The organism is Aureibacillus halotolerans, assembly GCF_004363045.1.
GTDB lineage: Bacteria > Bacillota > Bacilli > Bacillales > DSM-28697 > Aureibacillus > Aureibacillus halotolerans.
Genome location: NZ_SNYJ01000002.1, coordinates 311,195 through 335,921, shown reverse-complemented (window position 1 = coordinate 335,921; position 24,727 = coordinate 311,195). Strand labels below are relative to the sequence as shown.

The window sequence follows — 24,727 nt, the reverse complement described above, 5'->3', positions numbered from 1 at the left end:
CATCACGCCTGCTGGCTTTGATTTTTTCTGCCTCTGTGTAACCGAAAACGGTATACGCCAAAAATGATCGCTATGACGAACATCCCTTCAGCAACAGGCAAACCCATTCCCATTACTGTTAGTGGCATACAGCCTATCAAAAGCATGACATAAATGATCACGTTTTTTAATATCGGAAGCTTCCTGGCAAAGCCTAAATTGTATACCAGCACGCTCAAAACAACAATGATGCAATACAAAAAGAAAAGATTTAGCGCGAGCTGGTCCAAATTGTCTACCGGAATGGTCTTGCCGACGTAGCCTTGAAAAATAAAGTTGGCTATTGGCCACATATCTGTAGGGACGACAATAGTCTCTGCCATATTTCCAGTCAACTCTCCACCCCCATACGTGTGTTTCAGATGACGGGTTTACTCTTCAACGACAACTTTTTTCTTGCGTTTCTCTGCACGTTCTCTTTCTGCCTGCATTAGAATTTTTTTGCGAAGACGAATGGCCTCAGGCGTCACTTCACAAAGCTCGTCATCTTCCATATATTCTAACGCTTCTTCTAAACTCATGTCACGTGCTTTCTTCATTGTTTGTGTTTGATCTTTGTTTGCAGAGCGAACGTTTGTCATTTGCTTCGCTTTTGTAATATTGACCGTAAGATCGTTTTCGCGCGAATGTTCGCCAACAATCATCCCTGCATACAAATCGGTTCCTGGCTCGACAAATACGACACCACGATCCTCAACGCCTAAAATGCCGTATTGAGTCGCTTTTCCAGGGTCCTTATTCACAAGAACGCCTCGACGTCTTCCACCGGTATAACCAGTGACTTCAGCACGATATTCTTTAAAGGAGTGATGCATGATGCCCATCCCTTTAGTAAGTGTCATAAACTCGGTCCGATAGCCAATCAATGCTCTTGATGGAATTAAAAACTCCAGCATCGTCCGTTCGCCTTGTGCGGACATGTTGACCATCTCACCTTTACGTGAACCTAAAGATTCCATTACGGAACCAGTAAATTCGTCTGGCACTTCAATGTGCACAGCTTCAAATGGCTCGGAACGAACACCTTTGATCTCACGCAAGATGACCTCAGGTTTTGATACGGATAGTTCATACCCTTCACGGCGTAAATTCTCAATAAACACAGACAGATGAAGTTCTCCGCGTCCTGAAACGACCCATTCGTCTGGTGTTGCCCCTTGAGTAACACGCATTGATACGTCTGTTTCAAGTTGCTTTAATAAACGCTCTTCGATTTTTCTTGCTGTCACGTATTTTCCGTCTCGACCTGCGAAAGGACTGTCGTTGACATGAAATGTCATTTGGAGCGTTGGTTCATCAATTTTGATAATTGGCAAAGCATCTTCCTTGCCAGGCAGGCAAATGGTTTCCCCGACGTTGGCCTGGATTCCAGCTATAGCCACAAGATCTCCAGCGCCCGCTTCGTCAATCTCATGTCGTTTTAAGCCTTCGAAACCGTAAAGCTTCGAAATTTTCGCTTGTGCAATGGAACCATTACGCTGACAAAGTGAAACGGATTGCCCGTGTCGGATCTTACCTGCAAAAACGCGACCGATACAAATGCGGCCTACGTAATCGTTGTAATCCAGCAAAGATACTTGAAACTGAAGTGGCGCGTCACGGGTATCATCTGGGGCAGGGACATGCGTCATAATCGCCTCAAATAAATCCTTAAGATCATCCTTAGGTACATCTAAATCGTTTGTGGCCACACCGTTCATGGCAGATGCAAACACAACCGGGAATTCAAGCTGATCATCATCAGCTTCCAATTCCATAAACAATTCGAGGACTTCATCAACCACTTCTGCAGGTCTCGCAGCAGGTCGATCCATCTTATTTATAACAACCACTGGTGTAAGCCCAGTATCCAAAGCTTTTTTGAGAACAAAACGCGTTTGCGGCATGCATCCTTCATAGGCGTCAACAATCAACAACACACCGTCGACCATCCGCATAATCCGTTCTACTTCACCACCAAAATCTGCGTGCCCTGGCGTGTCCAAAATGTTTAACGTTGTCCCTTGGTAATTGACAGCCGTATTCTTAGAAAGAATCGTAATGCCGCGCTCTTTCTCAATATCATTTGAATCCATTGCTCTTTCTTCCACATGCTCGTTATCTCTAAACAAGCCTGATTGATGTAGCATTTTATCAACCAACGTGGTTTTCCCGTGGTCTACGTGTGCGATAATAGCAATATTACGAATTTCATTGCGCTTTTTCAAACGCATTCACTCCTCTTTCTCCGATTCCTTTGCTTTGCAAATATGGATATTCTACACTCAGTTTTAACCAACCTTCGTATTATAACACATTTTTAAAAAGGAATCGCATTCGTTCCGTAAATCTTTGTAAAATTCATCTCATGCCAATCAGAACGACTAAATGAAAAGCAAAAAGGAAGGCATATCTTGATGTCTTACCATCTACCTCAATAGTCGCATCTTGAATTTGGGAGTAGGGAGAACTGTGTAAACATGCAGTTAAATGTTGTGTTTGCTTTTTATACAAGCTTTCATATGTTTGTTTTTGATTTTTTTTTCGCTCTTTACATGCTCAGGCATGGCTTACAAAAATTTTGTTTTTACATTTACTCATTCCAGATGATTTCAAGTGTTGAAGGATTCTTAGCTTTAATATAATGAAGCTTCTTTGGACTGCTTTTTCTCTATTAGCTTAGCTTTATCATGCGTTTGGTGTTGCAGTTAAGTATGCAAGTTTCGGAAATGCCCCATGTACTTCGTTGTATGCATTACGTGGAATCGTTTCATCTCTGCGTTCTTATGCAAAATCCACCGCTACATCAATCTACGAGGCAGATGATCTTCGTGCACCATGTGATATGATTCTGTATGAAACGATGCACTTACTTGTCTTGTTTGCTAAAGCAACACAGCTTAACTCACTTTTCCATTTTCGCCATCATACGAGACCAATTAAAAATAAAAAAATCTACGCAGAAACAAACATAAGCGTAGTCAAAATACGTAGCCTCCTGCGGGAACAGCGCGAGCTGAAGATCTCCTCGGCAAGCTTGCTTTCCGAGGAAGCTGAAGCCGTGCCCGCGGAAAGCGAAGTATTTTGACGAAGCAGGCGTGTTTTCTTTGCCGCTGGATTCTCGCTAGTGATGCTTTTGATTTATTAACGCTTTTTACATGCTCAGGCATGGATCACAAAAATTTTGTTATTACATTTACTCATTCCAGATGATTTCAAGTGTTGGAGGATTCTTAGCTTTAAAATGAAGCTTCATATCATTTGGAGGTGTTAGGTAGTTGGCGTATTCAAATTGCGGCAGTGCGCCCCGTATGGTAAAGTGATGTCGAAGCAATTGAGACGTAGAAAAGGAGCTTTCGCATGGAAATGAAAGAAATTAAATGGAAGTACCTCCTCCTTGCTGTACTGTGCGCATTTTTCATAAGTTTGATTGGGGTTGCTATTGGACTTAAAAGCTGGCTACTAGGCATTATCGCTACCCTTTGCATCGTTGCCTGCATGGGCGTCGGTTTTTCCCAAAAGGCGAAAGACCGCATAGCAGGAAAAATATAAAACAAACACCCACTGCCTCTTCATTTGGGCAGTGGGTGTTTTACTTATTTAGGAAGATGCACCGTGCAACCGTTCAACGATTTCTTTGTGAACTTTCGGAGTCGCAATCAATACAGATTGCTTATGTAACAAATTCAACGGCTCTCCTTGTAAAGTCGTTCCAACCGCTCCTGCCTCCTTCGCAATAATAAGCCCTCCTGCGTAATCCCATGGCGAGAGTCTCATCGTTGCATAGGCGTCAAGAAAACCTGCCGCTACATAAACGATTTCGAGAGCTGCTGATCCGTAAGATCGAACACCACGTGCCTTTTGCACAAGAAAATGCAAGGCGTCTGCTGGCATATGTTCATTTGTTGTCAGCCAGTTTGCGTTTAAGCCAACAATCGCAGTATGAAGATCTGCATCGTTCACACCCATTAACGGTGCGTTATTCAATGTGGCGCCTTCCCCGTTAAAAGCCGCGTATAGATCATCTGCCATTACATCATACACGAGACCAAACATGCCCACGCCATCGTGGTAGACACCTAAAGAGATCGTGAAATGGCGCTTTTGATGAACAAAGTTCATTGTTCCATCAATTGGATCAATAATCCAAACTGTGCCCTCTATTGTTTCAAGCTGATCTCCAAATCCTTCTTCTCCAAGAATGTAATGCTCAGGATAATGGGATTGGATTCGAGACACAAAAAACTGTTCCGTCTCCTTGTCCATATTCGTGACAAGGTCATTTGCGTTCGATTTTGTTTCCACATGAAGAGGGTTTTCCATAGACTTACGAATGCGAGCTCCTGCTTCTCTGACCCAGAGTGTCGCTTGAGCCATTCGCTCCTGCCATACTTTTGTGTCCATTACAAGACTCCTTTTAAGGCCGACCTTCGTTTGAACGATGGTGTTTCAGTTCCAAAGCGTCACCTTCATATTTAGTTAATATACTCTTATTATGACATGGGTGACGTGTTTTGAAAAATAGGTAGAGCCATTCAAAAACGACACGCACAAACTTGGCGTGCCGTTTTTATGATCATTATGTTCTAGTGAGCACTGGTTTATGTGTCCGCATCCTTCCAACAACCGATACCTTAGAATGAAACAATCAAGCATATTTTAATTCCGTGATGCGGTTTCATGACGCAGCATTAACCATTCGCGACGATATAATTCCAATTTCCGTTTTGTTTCTTGAATTTTCGTTTTGTCTTTAGCCTTTATGGCATCGGACAAATTGACAAGTTCATAATCAATCTCCATCAAAACAACGGGGAGTCTTTTTCTTGCATCCTGAGATTTAAGTGACGCCATCAACTGTTTCATCTCTCTGCACTCTCCTTGTATCTCAAAATCTCTTTCAACCGACATTTAGGTTCTATCTTACATCACCATATGAGAGGACAATGCCTTTTGGCACGGCATTTCATTGCATTTTTTAACCTATTCTCATTTGATCGACGTGATTATTTTCCTCAATAGAGAGATAACATACTATGGATGAATTAAAGCTCCAATTTCAACTCTCTCATTTGGAAAATACGACCAAATTCCGCTCAGTAAATCCCCACCTCAAAGTGGGAGTTGCTTTAGTAGACATGCAGGCATAGTAAATGGATAGGAGCCATTAGGTCTTCCTCGTTGTATGCGTAATCAAATCCCTATAAAGCAAGGTCAACATCTTCTCCTGATCTGCAAATGGACCTGCATGTCTATGATTGAGTTGAAAAGGGTATGGTACACTGTATGATGTGTTTATTTCATGAACGATACTCGTAGAAGGAGATGATTTTTTGTCATTTCAAGGGTTTACTGCAGAGGACTTTGGTGTTTTTCATATTCAAGGATTAGAGGCAAGAATGATTGCCATTAAGGAACAGATTCAGCCTAAATTTGAAGTGATTGGGCAAGAATTGCTTTCTACCTTGTCGCAAGAAACGGACGAGACGCTGCATATACATATTGCTCAGCATGCCAGACGAACGAAGAATCCACCGAAGGATACATGGCTGGCGTTTTCACATAGCGCACGAGGATACAAAAAACACCCTCATTTTCAGATTGGCCTCTTTGATGATCATGTTTTTATTTGGCTTGCTAACATTTACGAAATGCCTGAAAAAGCAAAGGTTGCTGAGAGCTACCTTCATCATTTAAATGACATTCGTAGCCTCCCAGGGCACTTCATGGTGTCGCAAGACCATATGCAAAAAGAGGCTCGCTTCATTCAAGAGCTTGATGATAGTGAGCTTTTAGACATGTTATCTCGCTTTAAAGAGGTTAAGAAAGCGGAATTTTTGCTAGGACTGCAAATCCCGACTACCGATATCGTTCTCTCAAAAGGGGCGGACTTTATTACGCTCGCGAAGGACACGTTTTCAATGCTTACTCCCTTTTATCAAACAGCGCGTCACGCCCAGCAAAAGTAGCTATACAAGCTATCTGACTTTCTGCTATAATCTCTCAGTGAGCCGTCTTTAGTGCGCTCTTATAATCTTATTAAAAAGCAGGTGGACCATCCTTGTCTCAGCACGAAACACCTCTATTTACCGGATTGATCAATCATATAAAAAAGAAGCCCGTCCAATTCCATATTCCTGGCCATAAAGGTGGGACAGGTGCAGATCCTGAATTCCGCGAATTTGTCGGGGAATCAGTGTTGCAGATGGACTTAATTAATATTGCTCCCTTAGATGATTTGCATCACCCTAAAGGTTTGATCCAAGAAGCGCAACAGCTCGCTGCAGAAGCGTTCTCAGCAGATGCGACCTATTTTAGTGTCCAAGGAACGAGCGGCGCAATTATAGCTATGGTTATGTCGGTGTGTAACCCTGGAGACAAAATTATCGTTCCTCGTAATGTTCATAAATCAGTGATGAGTGCGATTGTTTTTTCAGGAGCAAACCCTGTTTTTGTACACCCTGAACTTGATGAAACATACGGAATCTCACATGGAATGAGTGCAGAAGCGGTTCAAAAGGCCGTTCAACGTCATCCTGATGCAAAAGGGTTGCTTGTCATTAATCCAACATATTTTGGCGTAGCAACAGATCTTAAGAAAATTGTATCCATTGCTCATGAGATGGATATCCCTGTCCTCGTGGATGAAGCCCACGGCGTACACATCCATTTTCATGAAAAGCTCCCACTCTCAGCAATGCAAGCTGGTGCTGACATCGCAGCAACAAGTATGCATAAACTTGGCGGCTCAATGACACAAAGCTCAATCCTTAATGTGCAAGGAAAACGCGTCTCTAAAACACGGCTCAAATCCTTGCTCAGCATGTTAACGACAACGTCCACATCTTACCCACTGTTGGCATCTTTAGATACAGCAAGACGACGCCTTGCTATTGAAGGCGCTGCGTTGTTGAGCACAACCATTGAGCTTGCCGCCTATGGAAGAGAACGATTGGCATCCATTCCAGGCTTGTTGTGCCCTGGAGAGGAGCTTTTAAAAGGGAGTGCGACCTTCGATGTTGATCCAACGAAGCTTCTCATCTCGGTTAAGAACCTTGGCATTTCTGGCTATGAAGCTGAGGTTTGGTTACGTGAAAACTACCAAATCGAGGTTGAGCTGTCTGACTTGTATAACATTCTATGTATCGTAACACCAGGTGATTCCAAGAAGGAGTTAGATTTGCTCATTAAAGCGTTAGAAGAACTGTCAGAGCTCCATCAAGCATTTTTGAAAAATGATCATGCGCCAGCTGTGCAAGTGCCTGACATTCCTCTTTTAGCGATTTCACCGCGAGAGGCTTTTTATGCCGAAACCGAGCTAATTCCATTTCATCAATCTGCTGGCAGAATCATTGCTGAATTCATAATGGTCTATCCACCAGGTATTCCTATTTTTGTTCCTGGTGAGATCATTACTAATGAAAATCTGTCTTATATTAAAAAGAATATGGCTGCTGGTCTCCCCGTCCAAGGACCTGAAGACGTCGACTTTCGTTATTTACGTGTCGTTAAGGAGTACCGCGCCATTCAATAATCACTTAAAAAACGGCCAGAATCGTATCGTATACGTGTTCTGGCCGTTTTTATTGAAGGTTAAGGTGTTTGGATTGTATCAGGGTCAACAAAGCTATAGCCCTTCTCTTTAAGCCCGGTGACGATCTGTTCAAGTGCTGCATTCGTCCATTCGCGATCATGCATTAATAAATTGGCTCCAGGACCTAGTTCTGGCGCATTAACCATAATGTCAGCAATGGCGTCCTCTGACATGTATTCTTTCACAAAATCATAGCCGTAGGACCAATTCATCCAAACCATGCCTTCCTCCGCCACAACTTGCTTTGAAGTATCTGTATTGACACCAAATGGGGCACGGAAAAATGTTGGTCTTTCAACGGTTATCGCTTCCACTTCATCATTCACCTGTATAATTTCCTTTGTTTGCTCCTCTGGAGACAAATCACTAAGATTTGGATGAGAAAAGGTATGATTCCCAATAGAGAAGCCCAGATCATAAATTTCTTTGAGGATTTGCTTTTTTTCTTCTGTCTGAATGAAATGACCATTCACGAAAAAGATGGCAGGCACGTTCATTTCCTTTAATTTCTTTGCCATTTCCAAGCCATATGTATCAGGAACATCGTCGAATGTAAGCAAAACAACGTTCTCGTCTGCATCAGCAATTGGTTCAACGCGGAAAGTCGTCTCGTTCAGTTTATATAAAGGCTCTGGTACCTCACTTTCGTCTTCATTGTCTCCGACGGCAATATCCTCGACATTCTCTTCAGACGATTCTTCGTCATCACGAACAGTGACACCATTTTCAGTCGTAGTTTCGTCAGGAGTTGATGAAGCCTCTCCAGTTTCACTACTAGACTCTTCGTTAGTGGTTTCCTCTGGGTCAGTCGTTGTTGCTGGGGCCCCTTGCTGACAACCTACGAGAGCAATAACCATTACTAGGCATAGCACATACCACGTTTTCATTTGCGAACTTCCTCCTTTTCATACTCGTTACGTAGTTTGAGTCTTTGTTACGTTCGGTATATACTTTTTGCATTTTGCTTACAAACCTGTAACACGCGTTATTTCAGCCATTAGCCATGGTACAATCGGAAAAACAGCAACGAAAGTAGGGCTTAGATGAAGAGAACACTTCCAATGATCATAAGTACATGTATGCTTCTGCTCATCTCTTGCCAACAGGAAGGGCGAGTAATGGAAGAACTCGCTGACGGGAATCACCTTCACGTTTTTATTATTAGCGATCAACAGCATGAGCAACAGGAAGCATCCTTGTATGACGTCCTTATTCAACTAAAAAACAAATACCCAGAGCATCTAACCGAAGTAAGCCTTGTCACTGTGGAAGAAGCTAACGCTCTTCAGGAATCAGACCAAATTTCCAACTACCCTGCCATTATCGTGACCGGAAGTGGTCAGACACTTGGCGTTTTTAGTGGAGAAGCCTTGCGTGAGGACAGGCTTTTCAATAGACTTGATTCCATTTTACGGTCGTATGACAATAGGACCTCGTTTTAAAGGAAACATCCTGCCTATGAAAACAGGCAGGATGTTTTTTTGACTTATATAAGGACTTACGTAAGCTTACCCTTATTAAATTGTCATTATTTCACAATATGAATTGGAGTGCCAAGAGCAACCTCGGCCGCTTCCATCGTAATTTCTCCAAGCGTTGGATGTGCATGGATTGTCAACGCGATATCCTCTGCTGTCATCCCTGATTCAATCGCTAAGCCGATTTCAGAAATGATGTCACTCGCGCCAGCGCCTGCAACTTGTGCACCGATGACGACGCCATCGTCTTTACGAGTGATGAGCTTAACAAACCCATCTGTTTCGTTAAGTGAAAGCGCACGACCATTTGCTGCAAACGGAAATTTGGATGCAACCGCATCTAAGCCTTCATCCTTCGCTGTTTTTTCTGTATGTCCAACAGTAGCCAATTCAGGCTCTGAGAAGACAACAGCAGGAATCGCGAGATAATCAATTTCAGATGGCTCTCCACTAATGGCTTCAGCTGCAATTTTTCCTTCATAAGAAGCTTTATGAGCTAGAGGAGGACCAGAAACGATGTCGCCAATAGCGAAGATGCTATCTACACTTGTACGACCTTGTTTGTCAGTTTCAATGATGCCGCGATCATTGATTTTGACACCTACATCTTCAAGACCAAGCTCAACCGTATTCGGTTTACGTCCAACGGTAACGAGAACATAATCAGCTTCAAAAACTTCTTCCTTGCCTTTGATTTCAGCTGTAATCTTCACGCCGTCTTTTGTTTCTTCAACTGATTTGGCAGAGGCTTTCGTGTGCACCTCGACATTGCCTTTTTTCTTTAGATTGCGTTTGACTAAAGAAGACATTTGCTTTTCAAAGCCAGCAAGAATGTCGTCCAATGCTTCAAGAATGACAACATCTGAACCAAGGTTTGCGTACGCTGTGCCAAGCTCAAGACCGATATAGCCTCCGCCGATCACAACGAGTTTTTTCGGAACCTCTTTTAAACCAAGAGCGCCGGTAGAGGAAATGACACGGTCACTCCATTTAAACGCAGGCAATTCTGTTGGACGAGAACCTGTTGCCAGGATGCAATTCTTAAACGTGTACGTTTGCGATTGTTTCTCGTCCATAATACGAACTGTATTCTTGTCAACGAAGTAAGCTTCACCTGAGAGAATCTCAACTTTGTTGCCTTTAAGTAATGACTCGACGCCTCCAGTCAACTTGTCAACGACGGAGCCTTTCCATTCCTGTACTTTACCGAAATCAACGTTGACATTGTCAACAGTAATACCCATGTCATCAGAATGCTGTGCCTGATGCACACGGTGCCCAGCTGTAATTAACGCTTTTGATGGAATACATCCAACATTAAGGCATACGCCTCCAAGGGTCCCTTTATCGACAATTGCTACTTTTTGACCAAGCTGTGCGGCGCGGATGGCGGCTACATAGCCACCAGGTCCTGCACCAACAACAAGAGTTTCTAATTCAATTGGAAAATCTCCAACAACCATAGAATTACGCCTCCATTACAAGAAGTTGTGGATCGTTTAATAAACGTTTGATATGATTCATTGCATTTTGCGCTGTTGCACCGTCAATCATACGATGATCGAAGCTAAGAGAAAGGGCCAATACTGGCGCTGCAACGATTTCTCCATTTTCAACAACGGCTTTCTCAGCAATACGACCGATGCCTAAAATAGCGACTTCTGGATGGTTAATAACAGGTGTGAACCACTGACCACCAGCAGAACCAATGTTTGAGATTGTGCAAGATGCACCTTTCATCTCATCGCCAGACAATTTGCCATCACGTGCTTTTCCAGCAAGGTCATTAATGTCATTCGAAAGCTCGAAGATGGACTTGCGATCTGTACCTTTCACAACCGGTACAAGCAAACCTTTGTCTGTGTCTGCCGCAATGCCAATGTTGTAATAATGCTTACGGACAATCTCTTGTGTGCTGTCGTCAATCGACGTATTGAAATCAGGGAATTTCTTAAGGGCAGACGTTAGAGCCTTTACCACATAAGGGAGATACGTTAGTTTGACACCCTGATCAGCTGCCACTTGCTTGAACTTCTTCCGATGAGCAACAAGATTTGTAACGACAACTTCGTCCATAAGCGTAACGTGTGGAGCTGTATGCTTTGAATTGACCATCGCTTTCGCAATAGCTTTGCGAATTCCGCTCATTTTCTCACGCGTTTCAAGCTGTCCTTCTTCTGGAGCAGCAACAGCAGATGGCTGTTGTGCAGCTTTGCTGTCTGTGTCCGTTGCATCAGATTCTTTTTCTTGCGCTGCAGCTGGCTGATCGCCACTTGCAAACGCATCGATGTCTTCTTTCAGAACACGACCGTTTTTGCCGCTTCCGTTCACTTGTGTAATCGTCACACCTTGCTCACGAGCATACTTTCTCACAGATGGCATGGCGATTACATTTTTAGAGGAGCCGCTTTCTTCCGTAGCTGCTTCCTTCTTGTCTTCACCTTTTGTTTCGACCTCAGCCTTTTCTTCCTTCGCTGGGGACTCAGGTGTTTGTTCTTCTGCCTCAGGAGCTGGAGCACTTTCTTCTTGATCCTCGTAGCCCTCTGCGTCGATGGTAAGGATGACATCGCCAACAATTGCTGTGACGCCTTCATCAATTTTGAGTTCTTTAATCGTTCCGTCGACCGGGGAAGGAATTTCTACAACGGCTTTATCGTTTTGTACTTCGCATAAAATGTCATCTTCTTTTACTACATCGCCTGGCTTGACAAGCCATTTCGCGACTTCACCTTCATGAATACCTTCACCAATGTCGGGAAGTTTAAATTCATATGCCACGGTAAAACCTCCTGTCTCGTTGTATTAATGCAAGCTTAAAAATTAATGGCAGCTTTTGCTTTCTCTATGATGTCCTCGTGGTTAGGCAACCATTCTTCCTCTGCAGCAGCAAACGGGAATACCGTATCTGGCGCTGCTACTCTCATAATTGGTGCATCTAAGTGTAAGATCGCACGCTCGGCTACTTCAGCAGAAATTTGTGAAGCAATACCTGCTTGTTTTTGAGCCTCTTGAATAACAATCAGACGGCTTGTTTTCTTTACCGATTCAACAATTGTGTCAACATCCAATGGGCTAATTGTACGAAGGTCGATAACTTCTGCATTGATGCCGTCTTTTTCAAGCTCTTCTGCGGCTTTCATTGATGTTTGAACCATTGCACCATAGGCAACCAACGTAATATCTGTGCCTTCTTTTTTCACATGAGCTTTGCCAAGTTCAATCGTGTAGTCTTCTTCAGGCACTTCTTCTCTGAAGGAACGGTACAATTTCATATGCTCTAAGAAAACAACAGGATCGTTGTCACGGATAGATGCAAGTAAAAGACCTTTCGCATCGTATGGGTTCGAAGGAATAACAACCTTTACCCCTGGCTGTTGTGCAATAAGCCCTTCAAGACTATCTGCATGAAGCTCAGGCGTTTTCACACCACCACCAAATGGGGAGCGAATTGTAATAGGCATCGTATAGCTGTTTCCTGAACGATAGCGCATACGTGCCATTTGGCCACTAATGGAGTCTAAGGTTTCATAGACAAAACCGAAGAACTGAATTTCTGGAACTGGACGGAAGTCTTGAAGAGCAAGACCGATTGCCAAGCCATTAATAGCAGACTCAGCTAGTGGTGTATCAAATACACGGTCTTCACCAAATTCTTTTTGCAAGCCTTCTGTTGCACGGAACACACCGCCATTTTGACCTACATCTTCACCGAAAACGAGAACATTTTCATCGTTTTTCAATTCAGTTCTTAACGCGTCAGTGATGGCTTGAATCATTGTCATTTGAGCCATGGCTTACTTCGACTCCTTTGCTTTGTATTCTTCGTGCTGTTCCTGAAGGTTTTGCGGAAGCTCCTCAAACATATGTTCAATAAGCTCTGTAACCTTTTGCTTAGGTTGCTGGTCAGCTTTTTTGATCGCTTCTTTGATCTCTTCTTTCGCACGTTCAATCACTTTATTTTCATCTTCTTCTGACCAGATGCCTTTGTCTTCTAGGTATTTACGGAAACGAACAAGTGGATCACGCTTTTCCCACTCCGTATCCATATCTTCTGTACGATAACGTGTAGGATCGTCCCCTGCCATCGTATGAGGACCGTAACGATACGTAATGGTCTCAATCAAAGTAGGTCCTTCGCCTTTAATTGCACGATCTCTCGCATCTTTCGTTACTTTATAGACAGCAAGTGGGTCCATTCCATCTACTTGAACGCCTGGAATCCCAGCAGCCACAGCTTTTTGAGCAATTGTTTTTGCTGCCGATTGCAGTTCAACTGGAACCGAAATCGCAAAGTGGTTGTTTTGAACAATAAAAATCGCAGGTGCCTTAAAAGCGCCAGCAAAGTTCATTCCTTCATAGAAGTCCCCTTGGGAAGCGCCGCCATCACCTGTATATGTGACTGCTACAGCTTCTTTCCCACGTTTTTTCATACCAAGAGCTACACCAGCTGTTTGCACGATTTGTGCACCAATGATGATCTGTGGGCTGATCGCATTTAAATCTTCAGCATACTGGTTGCCATGAAAATGGCCTCTTGAGAATAAAAACGCTTGATAAAGTGGCAGACCATGCCAAATCAATTGAGGAACATCACGATAGCCTGGAAGTACGAAGTCTTCTTTCTCAAGCGCGAAATGACTCGCAAGTTGAGACGCTTCTTGACCGGCAGTTGGTGCATAAAAGCCCAGACGACCTTGACGATTCAACGAAATGCAACGCTGATCAAGAATCCGCGTATACACCATCCGTGTCATTAATTCGACTAATTGCTCATCACTAAGTTTAGGAACATCGTCTTTCTTAACGACTTCCCCTTTTTCATTCAAAATCTGGTACATTTCGAACTGTTTTTCCACTTGTTCGAGACTCTTTGTACCCATATCTTCACCTCTTCCATGAATTTTAAGCTCGCGAGCAGTAAACATATGCTTTTACTGTGCCCCAAAAAGCAAAAACAAGACACAATTTAGCGGCTGATGTGTCACTCTCAGCAATAAAAACAGTCTAGCACTTCCCTACAACTGTATCAATAGATCAAATAAAATTTATAATACACATTCCACTCTTTTCTTAGTGTACACCACTAAGAAAACGTCGTCAAATCAAAGAAACTTCGTATTTCAAGTGCAATGGAATTACTTTACATAATCTCTCAAACCCTCTCCTGTTATAATACAACTGTTCCTTCTGTTATAGTTATTATTGAACAGCGGGGAGGTCGTCAAAGCCTTCATTTCGATTTTCAATGCTGCGGAAACATTCATTCTCTTTCTGCTTAAGACTTTGAGGAAAGTACGACATGCACGAACGTTTCCTTCTTCACAACTAAAATTCTACAAAATCATACAAAATCCTGCTTCATTGAAATACAGAGAAAAACAATTAGAGAAGCCCACTAGCGAGATTCCTGCGGCAAAGAAACCACGACGAGGTCTTCTCGAGTCGATGTTGCACTTGTACCCGTAGAGTGAAAAGAAATCACGACCGCTTCTTCAAAATACTTCGCTTGCACCCTAAAGGGTATAAGGTCAACATCGATTCGCGAGTACCTCATCGTGTTTACTTTACCGCCTGGCACGGCTTCAGCTTCCTCGGAAAGCAAAAGCAGCTTTCCTGCGGGATCTTCAGCTCGCGCTGTTCCCGCAGGAGTCTACGTATTTTGACTACGCTGATGTTTCTGCGTAAATTGTTATTATTTTTTATCGGCCTCGTATTTAATGGAAAAAATGGAAAAGTGAGTTGCGGCCGAACATGGAAAACAAGAACGCATAGTGAGACGATTCCACGTAATGCATACAACGAAGAACATTGAGCATTTCCGCAACAAGCATACTAAAGTTTAGTAAAGTGAAGATACCAAGGAGGTCCAGTACCTTATACCTCCAAAGAAATGGAATTTCATATCTAATGCTAAGAATCCATCAGCACATGAAATTAGCTGGACTGAGTAAATACCATAACAAAATTTTTTTAAGCCCTGCCTGAGCGAGAAAAAAAGAGTAGCATTTAAAAGCAGCCACTAGCGAGACTCCAGCGGCAAAGAAAACGACGAGGTCTTTTCGAGTCGATGTTGCACTTGTACCCTTTAGGGTGGAAAAGCGAGCGTATGGCAGCTTGTATAAAACCAACCACAACAATGAATTGCAGGTTTACTCATCTATATCTAAGAGTGTCCCCGAAATTTGAAACGAAAGTTGAGTCCTTTAGATATAGAAAAATCCGAACGATACGACGAAATTTCAAGTGAAATTTCGTCGTCGTCCGGATTCTTTATTTTAATTGATTCTTAGGTAGGCCTGTCCCAAATTCTTGATCATAAGATTTAGGATGCGTCTTCTTGTCCTTCCGACTCATTGTCTGACGCGCCATCAACTTCGGTGTCATTGCCTTCGAAAACGATATCTAATCCTGCCTGCTCATAAAATGCTGGCTTTAACGTATTGTATTTATTCGTGAGGTCATTGAACGTTTTATTGGCTTTAGAGACGTCCTCATAGGCCGTATTGATTTTTTCAACCTGTTCTGTGAACTGCTCCATTGTCATGTTCTCATCTGTGACCATTGTGTACATTTCTTTCTCAAGTGCGATGGCTTTTGTGTACGCTTCATTTAACAGTTGGTATGTAGAATATCGTTCTTCCATAGTAGTGACTAATTCTTCAGCAGATTGTTGAACGTTCTCTTCCTCAAGATCGGCAACCAACGCTTCTACTTTTTTAAACTCTTCCTGTGACGCTTGAATGCTCGCTTGTTCTTTTTGAAGTCGCTCTTCTCTTTCATTAATTGTAGCAAGGGCCTCTTCTGAAAGGGCGTTAATTTGATCCATTTGCTCAGTGGTTAAGGTAATCATCTCTTCATAAATCTTGTGTTCTTCTTTCTCAAGTTCGACTAGTGGCTCCTGTTGCTCTTGAAACTCCGCCTCTAACTCTAGAGCTTTCTCCAAATGCTCGTACATTTCTTCGGCAGTTGATGCCCCAAAACTGCACGCAGAAAGTGTGAAGAGGATCACAGCAAAGCCGATCGTGCGTAGTACAGACTTCATTTCTAACTCCCTTTCAACTAAATCTCTTTTTTATATCGTAACATATGCCATCATCACGAGGAATAGTCTACATCATTTTCGACGTGCAGGCTCTTCATGCTTTATGGTAAACTTATTTGGATAATGTAACGTTTTTTTGGGGGTGTTTGAATGATTACGATGGAACATATTGTCCGCGAAGGCCATCCTTCGCTTCGTAATAAAGCTGAAGCTGTATCAATACCTCCTAGCGCGGAGGAGAAAGCGTTAATGAAAGACATGCAAGAGTTCCTCACCAATTCTCAAGATGAAGAGTTGGCAGAGTCGCTTGGTTTACGCCCTGGTGTCGGACTTGCTGCACCTCAACTTGGCGTCGAGAAACAAATGATTGCCGTTTTGTGTGTCGATGACAAAGACCGTGACGTTGAATACGGTTTGTTTAATCCAAGAATCATTAGTCATTCCGTAGAAAAAAGTTATTTACCGGGCGGTGAGGGTTGCCTTTCCGTTGACCGAGAAGTGCCAGGAAATGTGCTTAGACATGCTCGAATTACCGTCAAAGGCTTTGATTTGAATGGCAAAGAGGTAAAACTGCGTTTGCGCGGTTTCCCAGCTATTGTTTTCCAGCATGAAATCGACCATTTGAACGGGGTCATGTTTTATGACCACATCGACCAAGAGCAGCCATTTGAAGTTCCTGAAGGTGCGATTCCTGCGGACCGTTAGAAATACCCTCCCGGCAAAGAAGATTGCCGGGAGGGTATTTTTAGAGAAGTCCAATATGCTTTAGCCCATGAACAATGCCGCCATCTTCAACATTTCGCGTGACATAATCCGCTTTCTGCTGAACCTCCTTGGTAGCATTCCCCATTGCGATGCCACAGCCGACAAACTCTAACATTTCCACATCATTCAACCCGTCACCAAAGGCAACCACCTCTGATTGGTGAACGCCTAATTCTTGCATCACCTGTTGAATGCCAATGGCTTTTGACCCTTTTGCCGGAACAATATCTGTCGAGTATTTGTGCCAGCGAATAAAGCGCACCTCTTCCAACGAGTCCTGATCCTGATAAGCCGCCTCTTCCCCTTCTTCACAAAAAAGCAAGACTTGATAGATTTCATTGGTCTTGGCAAAGGTTCGATCATAAGGTGGATGTTCAAAATGAAGTGTCGCAAAGCTTTCGTCTATTTTACGGTTCGCTTTTTCAGACGCCACCATTTTCTCATGACTCATATGAACATACGCGTGCCCATTTTTTTCTGCTAGTGCTTCAATCTCCGCCAATGTTGGTTGAGAGAACGGTGCTTTGTAAATTACGTTGTCTTCGAATACAACGTATTGCCCGTTGTAGCTAATAAACGTATTAATGCCTAATTCTTCTCTTAAAGCCTCGTACATAAAAGGCCCCCTGCCCGTTGCAATGCCCGTGTAAATACCTTTTTCGGATAACGAGAGGATGGCCTTTTTCGTTTCTGGTGGCAAGAGTTTCTTTTCGTTCAATAAAGTTCCATCAATATCAAAAAAGACAATTTTGCTCATAATTTTCTCCTTTTTACGCTGAGGTATCGTTTTTTCGTCTGTGCACCGGACTAAAAATACTGAATTCTTCTAAAGGGAACCACATGGAAAAGGGTTTTTGCCATATACTATAGTTAACTACTCTATTTTCTGCCGGTCAACCGATAGGAGTATAAGATCCTGTCTGAAAGGAGATGATGGTCATGTTGAAACAATTGAAACGAAAAATCAGACGAAGATGGAAAGATTTATTGCGTAAAAAAACCCTCGCATAGTAAGCTTCTTTCTCTCTTCAACAACCAATGCATTAAAATACATGAAAAATCATCGCAAATCCTATATAATAGAATATAGACGATTATGAGACGTAAGGAGAGAGAACAAAGATGATATTTAAAGTGCTTTATCAGCCTACTAAAGAAGAAGCATTGATTCGTGAAAGTACGAAAACAATGTACGTTGACGAACAGTCAGAGCGCGTAGTGCGCAAAAAACTAGCCGAGAGAAATTATAACATTGAATATGTCCAGGCTTTAACCCCGAATCACCTGGAATATGAACAACAAAGCGAATCTTACCAAGTGGAGAAACTGTAACCTATGAAATCGGTAAAAAATGACCAAACTGCAGTCTTTGCTCTTGGGGGACTCGGTGAAATCGGCAAAAACATGTACGGTGTTCAATTCCAAGATGAAATTATTTTGATTGACGCGGGGATTAAATTTCCGGAGGACGAGCTACTCGGCATAGACTATGTCATTCCGGACTTCACTTATGTTGTAAAAAACAAAGAAAAGATCAAAGGGCTATTTGTAACACATGGCCACGAAGATCACATCGGAGGTATTCCTTACCTTCTTCGCGAAATTAATGTGCCTATTTATGCAGGCAAGTTGGCCATTGGTCTCATTAAAAACAAGCTTGAAGAACACGGTTTGCTAAGAAAAGCCAAGCTAAATATTATTAGCGAGGACGATGTGATTAAGTTCCGTAAAACGAGCGTCGCATTTTATCGCACGACGCATAGTATCCCAGATTCTTACGGTGTCGTCGTAAAAACACCTCCAGGCAACATTGTTCATACAGGTGACTTTAAATTTGATTTTACACCTGTTGGAGAACCTGCCAACTTAACAAAAATGGCTGAGATTGGAAAGGAAGGCGTACTTTGCTTGCTTTCTGATTCAACAAATGCTGAGGTGCCAGACTTCACCATGTCTGAGCGACGCGTTGGCGATAGCATCCATGACATCTTCCGAAAGGTCGAAGGTCGGATTATTTTCGCAACCTTCGCTTCAAACATTCACCGTTTGCAGCAAGTTGTTGAAGCAGCTGTTCAAACTGGCCGTAAAGTAGCTGTGTTTGGTCGTAGCATGGAAGGTGCCATCGCCATTGGTCAAGAGCTTGGATACATTCGCGCACCAAAGAATACATTTATTGAGCCTCAACAAATTAATCGTCTTCAGGCAGATAAAATAGTTATTCTTTGTACCGGAAGCCAAGGTGAACCGATGGCTGCTCTATCAAGAATTGCAAATGGGACTCATCGTCAAATTCAAATCATCCCAGGGGATACGGTCGTCTTTTCATCCTCCCCGATTCCTGGCAACACTATTTCTGTATCGCGTATTATCGATATGCTTTACCGCGCAGGTGCAGATGTTATTCATGGTCCACTAAATGATATTCATACATCTGGACATGGTGGACAACAGGAACAAAAGCTCATGCTTCGACTCATGAAGCCTAAATACTTTTTGCCTATCCATGGTGAGTATCGCATGATGAAAATGCACACAAAGCTCGCACAAGAGTGCGGTATACCAAGTGACCATTGTTTTATTATGGACATCGGTGAAGTATTAGCACTTGGGAAAGAACAAGCTGAAGTTGGCGGTAAAATTCCGTCTGGCTCAGTATACGTCGATGGAAATGGTGTCGGTGATATCGGGAACATCGTATTGCGAGACCGTCGGATTTTGTCTGAAGAAGGTCTTGTGATCGTTGTCGTTAGCATCAACATGAAAGAATTTAAAATTTCTGCTGGACCTGATCTTATTTCAAGAGGTTTTGTGTACATGAGGGAATCCGGTGATTTAATCAATGATGCACAAACGCTCATTTCTAAACACTTAAACAAAGTGATGGAGCGTCGCACGTCCCAGTGGTCGGAGATTAAAAACGAGATTACAGATACACTCGCTCCATTCCTTTATGAAAAAACGAAACGTCGTCCGATGATCCTCCCTATTATCATGGAGGTCTAAATACCAAAAAACAGCCAACGATGGGCTTTCGCCCATTTTGGCTGTTTTTTTCGTCAATCTTTGATTTGAGCTTTTTAAAAAAGACTGGGCAAAAGTGCCTCTCGTCGTGTTCTCGCTGTAAGTGTCAAAGACCTAACTTTTTCTTTCCTGCAGAAAAGAAAATCCAATCTGTACTATGAAATGATAACTGACATTTCGTAGTCGTTCGGATTTTTTTGATTTCTTGATGGGGGAAATTTACCTGTTATATCAATACGTTTGTCCCAGCCTCTTATATTTCATTATTAATCAAATGCTGTTCAAAGCGACTAATGTCCTTATCTGCACCAATAACAATCATAATGTCGTCAGGTTGAATATCGGCACCTGCTGGAGGGGACACCATAATTTCGCCATTTCGACGAAAGGCCACAATATTGATTCCGTACTTTGCTCGAATATCTAACTCTTGAAGGGTTGACCCTACCATTTTCTCACTCGCTCGAACTTCTACAATGGAATGCTCATCAGAGATCTCCAAGTAGTCGAGAACGTTGTTTGACACGACATGGTGCGCAATGCGCCGCCCCATATCCCGCTCAGGATGAACGACCTTGTCCGCCCCGATTTTATTGAGCACTTTCTCGTGGTAATCGTTTTGTGCCTTAACCGTTATTTTATCGACGCCAAGCTCCTTTAACATAATTGTTGTCAAAATGCTTGCTTGAATATTGTCGCCAATCGCTACAATGACATGATCAAAGTTCCGCAACCCTAAACTTTTAAGTGCTTTTTCATCTGTGGAGTCGCAAATAACCGCATGTGAGGCAATAGAAGCATACTCATCAATTCGATCTTCATCCATATCGATGGCCATCACTTCCATACCCTGTTTACTCAGTGTTCTGCAAATGCTACCTCCAAATCGACCTAGTCCAATCACTGCAAATTGTTTTTTCATTTACTGACACCTTCATTTAGATGTAATTTGTACACTTAGTATGGAGAAAATGCAATTAAAAAGCAAGGAGCAAACTATTTCGCTTTAGATAGAAAGGAATGTCTAAACAAATTTGTGTTGGGTCCAATTGCAATGTAGTGTTAAAGCTATTCTTTAGATAAGCTATATTGAAAAAATCCGAACGGCTCTACGAAATTCAAGTAGGCGTTCGGATTTTTTTCTTTGTTCACTCCATCATACGCATTACCGGGACATATAAATTACGCTTCGCTTGCCTGGAACTGTGAGCGCACTAAGTTGAAGTAGATGCCACGATGCGTCATTAGTGCATCATGATTGCCACGCTCCATTAAATGCCCGTGATCCAAGACGATAATTTGGTCGGCTTCGCGAATCGTAGAGAGACGGTGTGCAATAATGATTGCCGTCCGTCCCTTCAAGAGTGTTTTTAACGCTTCCTGAATCCTCATTTCAGTCTCGGTATCAATGCTTGCTGTCGCTTCATCAAGAATGATGATACGAGGATTTGCAAGGAGAGCTCTCGCAAAGGACAGCAATTGACGCTCCCCTGCTGAGAGAATGTTTCCTCTTTCCTCTACTTCAGTATGATACCCATCAGCCATACGTGAAATAAAGCCGTCAGCGCCAATTTTCTTCGCCGCATCAATCACTTCATCGTCTGATGCATTGGGGTTTCCAAAACGAATGTTTTCCATAATGGTCCCTGAAAAGATAAACGTGTCTTGAAGGACAATGCTAATTTGTGTACGCAAGCTTTGTAATTCAATGTCTTTAACATCAATTCCATCAATTTTCACACTGCCTGCTGTTGCATCGTAAAAACGACTGATTAAGCTGGCGATCGTTGTTTTACCAGACCCTGTATGACCGACCAGTGCAAGTGTTTCACCTGGAGTGGCATGAATTGAAATGTTATCTAGCGCTTTGCGTTTTTCATCGTACGCAAACTCAACATTTTCAAAATCGATTCTGCCCTTCATGTCAATGGCGACTGCGTGTTCGTTTTCAGGCACATTTGGTTTTTCATCGAGAAATTCAAAAATCCGCTCTGAAGACGCCATACCAACAAGCAACTGATTGTACACTTGACCTAGTCGCGAGATTGGCTCCCAAAACATCCCGAGGAAAAAGGCAAAGGAAACGAGATCTCCAGTTGAAATTGAACCCGTTGAATACAAGTATGTCCCATAGACAATGAGAATGACAGTTCCAACGGCATTGGACATTTCCACTACGGGACGGAAAAAGGCGTTTTTTTGCGTCGCGTTTTGCCACGCACCATAGGTTTCGGTATTGACGCCTTCGAAAAACTCCATGTTTTGCTTTTCTTGCGTGTAGGCTTGGGTCACGCGAATGCCTTGGATGCTTTCATTTAAATGCGAATTGAGCTTTGATTGCTTTAACCGTACACCCTGCCATGCCCGGCGAATGTTTCGGCGCAGCTTGGTCGATACAAAAAACATAATTGGCAAAATGATAACCACAGCAATAGCGAATTCCGGTGACAATGAGAACAGGATAATAACGATCCCTAGCAGCATAATAAAGTCCATCATTAAGTTGATGACTCCATTTGTAAACAAGTCCTGCAGTGAGTTTACATCATTTAAAATACGTACAAGGATCGATCCAGCCGAACGTTTGTCAAAGAAATTATGACTCAGCCGCTCAACGTGAGAAAACAAATGGTGTCGTAAATCATAGATGACATGCTGTCCGAGTCTGTTCATCCATCTCATCCGTAACACATTTGCAAAATAGGCGATGATATACAAAACGGCGACGGCAGCGACGATCCACATCAACGCAGAGTAATTGCCGCCTCCAATTGCGTAGTCGATCGCAAGCACCCCTGTAAACAATGGGATGATAAGCCGAATGATCGTGGAGATCAAAACGGCGATGATCGCTTTAGGAAGCAATGATTTGGAGTAAGGTTTCATGTACGTGAATAGCCGGAGCATTTGCTTCCAGTTAAACGGCTTTTCAATGATTTCGTCTTGAGAATAATAAAAACGTTGCAGATGTTTCGAAGGTGCATTTGATGATTTGTTTATGGCCATTGGAAGTCCCCCTACCCAGTATGGGTTTGCAATACAGCTTGTCGATCTTTGTATTGAATATCGTACACACGTCTGTATGCCCCATCGGCTTTTGCAATAAGCTCAGCGTGTGTTCCCCGCTCCACAACGTCGCCTTGATCCATTACAAGAATCTCCTCCGCATGTTGCAGGGAAGAAATACGATGCGCAATGATAAATGTGGTTCGACCTTCCATCACATGCTCTAGCGCTTTTTGAATTTTTGCTTCGGTTTGCATATCAACAGCACTCGTCGCATCGTCCAATATTAAGACCGCAGGATTAATCAACAAGGCTCTTGCAATCGCAATACGTTGCTTCTGACCACCAGAAAGACCCATGCCACGTTCACCAAGGATGGTGTCATAGCCATCTGGCATTTCCATAATAAACTCATGAGCCTGCGCAGATTTTGCCGCTGCTATGATGTCGTCCATTTCCGCCTCAGGATTTCCATAGGCAATATTCGCTTTGATAGACGAGGAGAACAAAAAGGTTTCTTGCAACACAAAACCAACATTTCTGCGTAGGGTATTTAGAGCAAAGTTTTCTATCGGGATGTCATCAAAAGTGATGCTCCCCTCGCTCCGCTCGTAAAACCTCGCCAATAGCTGTGGAATCGTCGTTTTCCCTGAGCCAGTTGCCCCTAAAAGCCCAATTGTACTACCTGGCTCCACTTGAAAGCTCACATTCTTTATAGCGTGGTCATCGTCTTTCGTGTACTGCAAGCTCACATTGTCAAAGACCACTTTCCCTTTTAGATCGTTAGTCTCTACAGGGTTCTCCGGATTCTCAATTTCGTTATCCTGGTCAAGAATTTGTGAGAGTCTTTCACCAGAGGCTTTGGATTGGGAAAACGTGTTAATAATAAATCCTAAGTTCATTAAAGGACCGAGAATGTACCATACGAGGCTGAAAAAAGCGACAAGCTGCCCAAGTTCCATTGAGCCATTCATGACGAGATAGCCGCCAAATGCCAACAAAACGACGACGCTAATTTGTCCAATCAGCTCCATTAAAGGGAAGAATCTTGCCCATATGTCCGTTGTAAACAGGTTACGTTCTCTATAGTCCGTATTAGCTGTAGTAAATTTGTTGATTTCAAAATCCTCACGAGATAGTGATTTCACAGTGTTTATTCCGCTCACATTTTCTTGAATGTTTGTGTTCAATTTCGCCAGTGATTTACGTACATGACGGAAGGCAGGATGCACACTCCGGTCAAATCGATACACGACAATCGCTAGGAAAGGCATAAAAGCCATCGTCGTCAATGCAAGTGGCACTGAGTAATAGAACATCACAGATAGCGAAATCCCAATAAGCAGTAAAAAGTTTAGCACTTGAGAAGCGCCAAAGGATAAGAAAAAACGAAAGGCTTCCACATCTTGAGTTAAACGTGACATCAAATCTCCGGTCCTCGCATTGTCATAATAACGGAAGGACAGAAATTGTAGCTTTTCATACAATGCTTCTCTTATTGAATACACCGAACGAATCCCAAACAACTCACCGTAGTATTGATTGAAATAGCCAGCAAAAGCTTTGATGACCATGAGGAGGAAAAAACCACTTGCCAAGTAAGGCACAAGGTCCATCCTTCCCTTTCTAATGACCTCATCAATGGTAATTTGAAGGACGATGGGATAAGCAACCGTAATGCTTGTTACAAACAGCAGTGCAAAGAGTGACCAAAAAAAATAACGCTTATGTGGCCAGTAGAATTCCTTCAAACGCCTAAACGTGTCCACAGGGATAACCTCGCTTTCAGCCAGTAAATAGTTT

Annotated in this window: 21 protein-coding genes; 7 read left to right on the top strand and 14 right to left on the bottom strand. The window is 42.8% G+C overall.

All coding sequences use genetic code 11. From position 1 onward, the window contains the following. Positions 1-2: 2 nt before the first annotated feature. Positions 3-374: a YlaH-like family protein gene (locus tag EV213_RS03760; RefSeq protein ID WP_243739979.1), complete on the bottom strand. Its 372-nt coding sequence runs from the start codon at positions 372-374 to the stop codon at positions 3-5. 36 nt (positions 375-410) lie between these two features. Further along, positions 411-2,252: a translational GTPase TypA gene (typA, locus tag EV213_RS03755; RefSeq protein ID WP_133579153.1), complete on the bottom strand. Its 1,842-nt coding sequence runs from the start codon at positions 2,250-2,252 to the stop codon at positions 411-413. A 1,126-nt stretch (positions 2,253-3,378) separates the two neighbouring features. On the opposite strand from typA, the gene EV213_RS03750 reads away from it, so the two are divergent. Beyond that, a complete protein-coding gene (locus EV213_RS03750; protein WP_243739977.1) occupies positions 3,379-3,570 on the top strand; it encodes a DUF5325 family protein in 192 nt (63 codons plus the stop codon). 48 nt (positions 3,571-3,618) lie between these two features. Here EV213_RS03750 and EV213_RS03745 read toward each other — a convergent pair whose 3' ends face one another. Together EV213_RS03745 and EV213_RS03740 are read right to left on the bottom strand one after the other, a co-directional pair. Next, entirely contained in the window at positions 3,619-4,422 is an 804-nt protein-coding gene (locus EV213_RS03745) for an inositol monophosphatase family protein (protein ID WP_133579152.1), read from the bottom strand. Between the two features lie 255 nt (positions 4,423-4,677). Then, positions 4,678-4,884, bottom strand: a complete 207-nt coding sequence (locus tag EV213_RS03740) for a hypothetical protein (RefSeq protein WP_133579151.1) — start codon at positions 4,882-4,884, stop codon at positions 4,678-4,680. Between the two features lie 467 nt (positions 4,885-5,351). Between EV213_RS03740 and EV213_RS03735 the strand changes: the two genes are divergently transcribed. Continuing rightward, positions 5,352-5,987, top strand: a complete 636-nt coding sequence (locus EV213_RS03735) for a YktB family protein (protein WP_133579150.1) — start codon at positions 5,352-5,354, stop codon at positions 5,985-5,987. Between the two features lie 92 nt (positions 5,988-6,079). After that, a complete protein-coding gene (locus EV213_RS03730) occupies positions 6,080-7,552 on the top strand; it encodes an aminotransferase class I/II-fold pyridoxal phosphate-dependent enzyme (RefSeq protein ID WP_133579149.1) in 1,473 nt (490 codons plus the stop codon). Positions 7,553-7,611: 59 nt separating this feature from the next. On the opposite strand, the gene EV213_RS03725 is transcribed toward EV213_RS03730, so the two are convergent. After that, complete coding sequence (locus tag EV213_RS03725) at positions 7,612-8,499, bottom strand: polysaccharide deacetylase family protein (protein ID WP_133579148.1); 888 nt, start codon at positions 8,497-8,499, stop codon at positions 7,612-7,614. Positions 8,500-8,655: 156 nt separating this feature from the next. On the opposite strand from EV213_RS03725, the gene EV213_RS03720 reads away from it, so the two are divergent. Continuing rightward, on the top strand, positions 8,656-9,054 hold the full coding sequence (locus EV213_RS03720) for a hypothetical protein (protein ID WP_133579147.1): 399 nt from the start codon (positions 8,656-8,658) through the stop codon (positions 9,052-9,054). An 86-nt stretch (positions 9,055-9,140) separates the two neighbouring features. Here EV213_RS03720 and lpdA read toward each other — a convergent pair whose 3' ends face one another. The 5 genes from lpdA to EV213_RS03695 all read right to left on the bottom strand — a co-directional run bounded on the left by lpdA (position 9,141) and on the right by EV213_RS03695 (position 16,132). After that, on the bottom strand, positions 9,141-10,553 hold the full coding sequence (gene lpdA, locus EV213_RS03715) for a dihydrolipoyl dehydrogenase (protein ID WP_133579146.1): 1,413 nt from the start codon (positions 10,551-10,553) through the stop codon (positions 9,141-9,143). Between the two features lie 4 nt (positions 10,554-10,557). Further along, positions 10,558-11,868: a dihydrolipoamide acetyltransferase family protein gene (locus tag EV213_RS03710; protein ID WP_133579145.1), complete on the bottom strand. Its 1,311-nt coding sequence runs from the start codon at positions 11,866-11,868 to the stop codon at positions 10,558-10,560. Positions 11,869-11,903: 35 nt separating this feature from the next. Then, positions 11,904-12,881, bottom strand: coding sequence for an alpha-ketoacid dehydrogenase subunit beta (locus EV213_RS03705; RefSeq protein ID WP_133579144.1), 978 nt, complete (start codon positions 12,879-12,881; stop codon positions 11,904-11,906). Positions 12,882-12,884: 3 nt separating this feature from the next. Then, on the bottom strand, positions 12,885-13,970 hold the full coding sequence (pdhA, locus tag EV213_RS03700) for a pyruvate dehydrogenase (acetyl-transferring) E1 component subunit alpha (protein ID WP_133579143.1): 1,086 nt from the start codon (positions 13,968-13,970) through the stop codon (positions 12,885-12,887). A gap of 1,442 nt (positions 13,971-15,412) precedes the next feature. Beyond that, the gene (locus EV213_RS03695) at positions 15,413-16,132 is read right to left on the bottom strand and encodes a YkyA family protein (RefSeq protein WP_133579142.1); all 720 of its coding nucleotides are present in this window, start codon (positions 16,130-16,132) and stop codon (positions 15,413-15,415) included. 150 nt (positions 16,133-16,282) lie between these two features. On the opposite strand from EV213_RS03695, the gene def reads away from it, so the two are divergent. Then, positions 16,283-16,837, top strand: coding sequence for a peptide deformylase (gene def, locus EV213_RS03690; RefSeq protein WP_133579141.1), 555 nt, complete (start codon positions 16,283-16,285; stop codon positions 16,835-16,837). Between the two features lie 40 nt (positions 16,838-16,877). On the opposite strand, the gene EV213_RS03685 is transcribed toward def, so the two are convergent. After that, entirely contained in the window at positions 16,878-17,654 is a 777-nt protein-coding gene (locus tag EV213_RS03685; RefSeq protein ID WP_133579140.1) for a Cof-type HAD-IIB family hydrolase, read from the bottom strand. 365 nt (positions 17,655-18,019) lie between these two features. Between EV213_RS03685 and EV213_RS03680 the strand changes: the two genes are divergently transcribed. Further along, positions 18,020-18,229 carry a DNA-dependent RNA polymerase subunit epsilon gene (locus tag EV213_RS03680; RefSeq protein WP_133579139.1) on the top strand — a complete coding sequence of 70 codons (210 nt, stop codon included), beginning with the start codon at positions 18,020-18,022 and terminating at the stop codon, positions 18,227-18,229. Between the two features lie 3 nt (positions 18,230-18,232). Further along, on the top strand, positions 18,233-19,900 hold the full coding sequence (gene rnjA, locus EV213_RS03675) for a ribonuclease J1 (RefSeq protein ID WP_133579138.1): 1,668 nt from the start codon (positions 18,233-18,235) through the stop codon (positions 19,898-19,900). Between the two features lie 271 nt (positions 19,901-20,171). On the opposite strand, the gene EV213_RS03670 is transcribed toward rnjA, so the two are convergent. The 3 genes from EV213_RS03670 to EV213_RS03660 form a co-directional block, all read right to left on the bottom strand. Then, positions 20,172-20,840, bottom strand: coding sequence for a potassium channel family protein (locus EV213_RS03670; protein WP_133579137.1), 669 nt, complete (start codon positions 20,838-20,840; stop codon positions 20,172-20,174). 260 nt (positions 20,841-21,100) lie between these two features. Further along, positions 21,101-22,924 (bottom strand): ABC transporter ATP-binding protein, encoded by a 1,824-nt coding sequence (locus EV213_RS03665; protein ID WP_133579136.1) that lies wholly within the window; start codon positions 22,922-22,924, stop codon positions 21,101-21,103. A gap of 11 nt (positions 22,925-22,935) precedes the next feature. Next, complete coding sequence (locus EV213_RS03660; protein WP_133579135.1) at positions 22,936-24,693, bottom strand: ABC transporter ATP-binding protein; 1,758 nt, start codon at positions 24,691-24,693, stop codon at positions 22,936-22,938. Between the last annotated feature and the right edge of the window lie 34 nt (positions 24,694-24,727).

Coding starts and splice junctions, on each gene's coding strand:
- typA (WP_133579153.1), bottom strand. CDS start 2,252: ATGCGTTTGAAAAAGCGCAATGAAATTCGTAATATTGCTATTATCGCA.
- EV213_RS03750 (WP_243739977.1), top strand. CDS start 3,379: ATGGAAATGAAAGAAATTAAATGGAAGTACCTCCTCCTTGCTGTACTG.
- EV213_RS03745 (WP_133579152.1), bottom strand. CDS start 4,422: ATGGACACAAAAGTATGGCAGGAGCGAATGGCTCAAGCGACACTCTGG.
- EV213_RS03740 (WP_133579151.1), bottom strand. CDS start 4,884: ATGAAACAGTTGATGGCGTCACTTAAATCTCAGGATGCAAGAAAAAGA.
- EV213_RS03725 (WP_133579148.1), bottom strand. CDS start 8,499: ATGAAAACGTGGTATGTGCTATGCCTAGTAATGGTTATTGCTCTCGTA.
- EV213_RS03720 (WP_133579147.1), top strand. CDS start 8,656: ATGAAGAGAACACTTCCAATGATCATAAGTACATGTATGCTTCTGCTC.
- lpdA (WP_133579146.1), bottom strand. CDS start 10,553: ATGGTTGTTGGAGATTTTCCAATTGAATTAGAAACTCTTGTTGTTGGT.
- EV213_RS03705 (WP_133579144.1), bottom strand. CDS start 12,881: ATGGCTCAAATGACAATGATTCAAGCCATCACTGACGCGTTAAGAACT.
- pdhA (WP_133579143.1), bottom strand. CDS start 13,970: ATGGGTACAAAGAGTCTCGAACAAGTGGAAAAACAGTTCGAAATGTAC.
- EV213_RS03695 (WP_133579142.1), bottom strand. CDS start 16,132: ATGAAGTCTGTACTACGCACGATCGGCTTTGCTGTGATCCTCTTCACA.
- def (WP_133579141.1), top strand. CDS start 16,283: ATGATTACGATGGAACATATTGTCCGCGAAGGCCATCCTTCGCTTCGT.
- EV213_RS03685 (WP_133579140.1), bottom strand. CDS start 17,654: ATGAGCAAAATTGTCTTTTTTGATATTGATGGAACTTTATTGAACGAA.
- EV213_RS03680 (WP_133579139.1), top strand. CDS start 18,020: ATGATATTTAAAGTGCTTTATCAGCCTACTAAAGAAGAAGCATTGATT.
- rnjA (WP_133579138.1), top strand. CDS start 18,233: ATGAAATCGGTAAAAAATGACCAAACTGCAGTCTTTGCTCTTGGGGGA.
- EV213_RS03670 (WP_133579137.1), bottom strand. CDS start 20,840: ATGAAAAAACAATTTGCAGTGATTGGACTAGGTCGATTTGGAGGTAGC.
- EV213_RS03665 (WP_133579136.1), bottom strand. CDS start 22,924: ATGGCCATAAACAAATCATCAAATGCACCTTCGAAACATCTGCAACGT.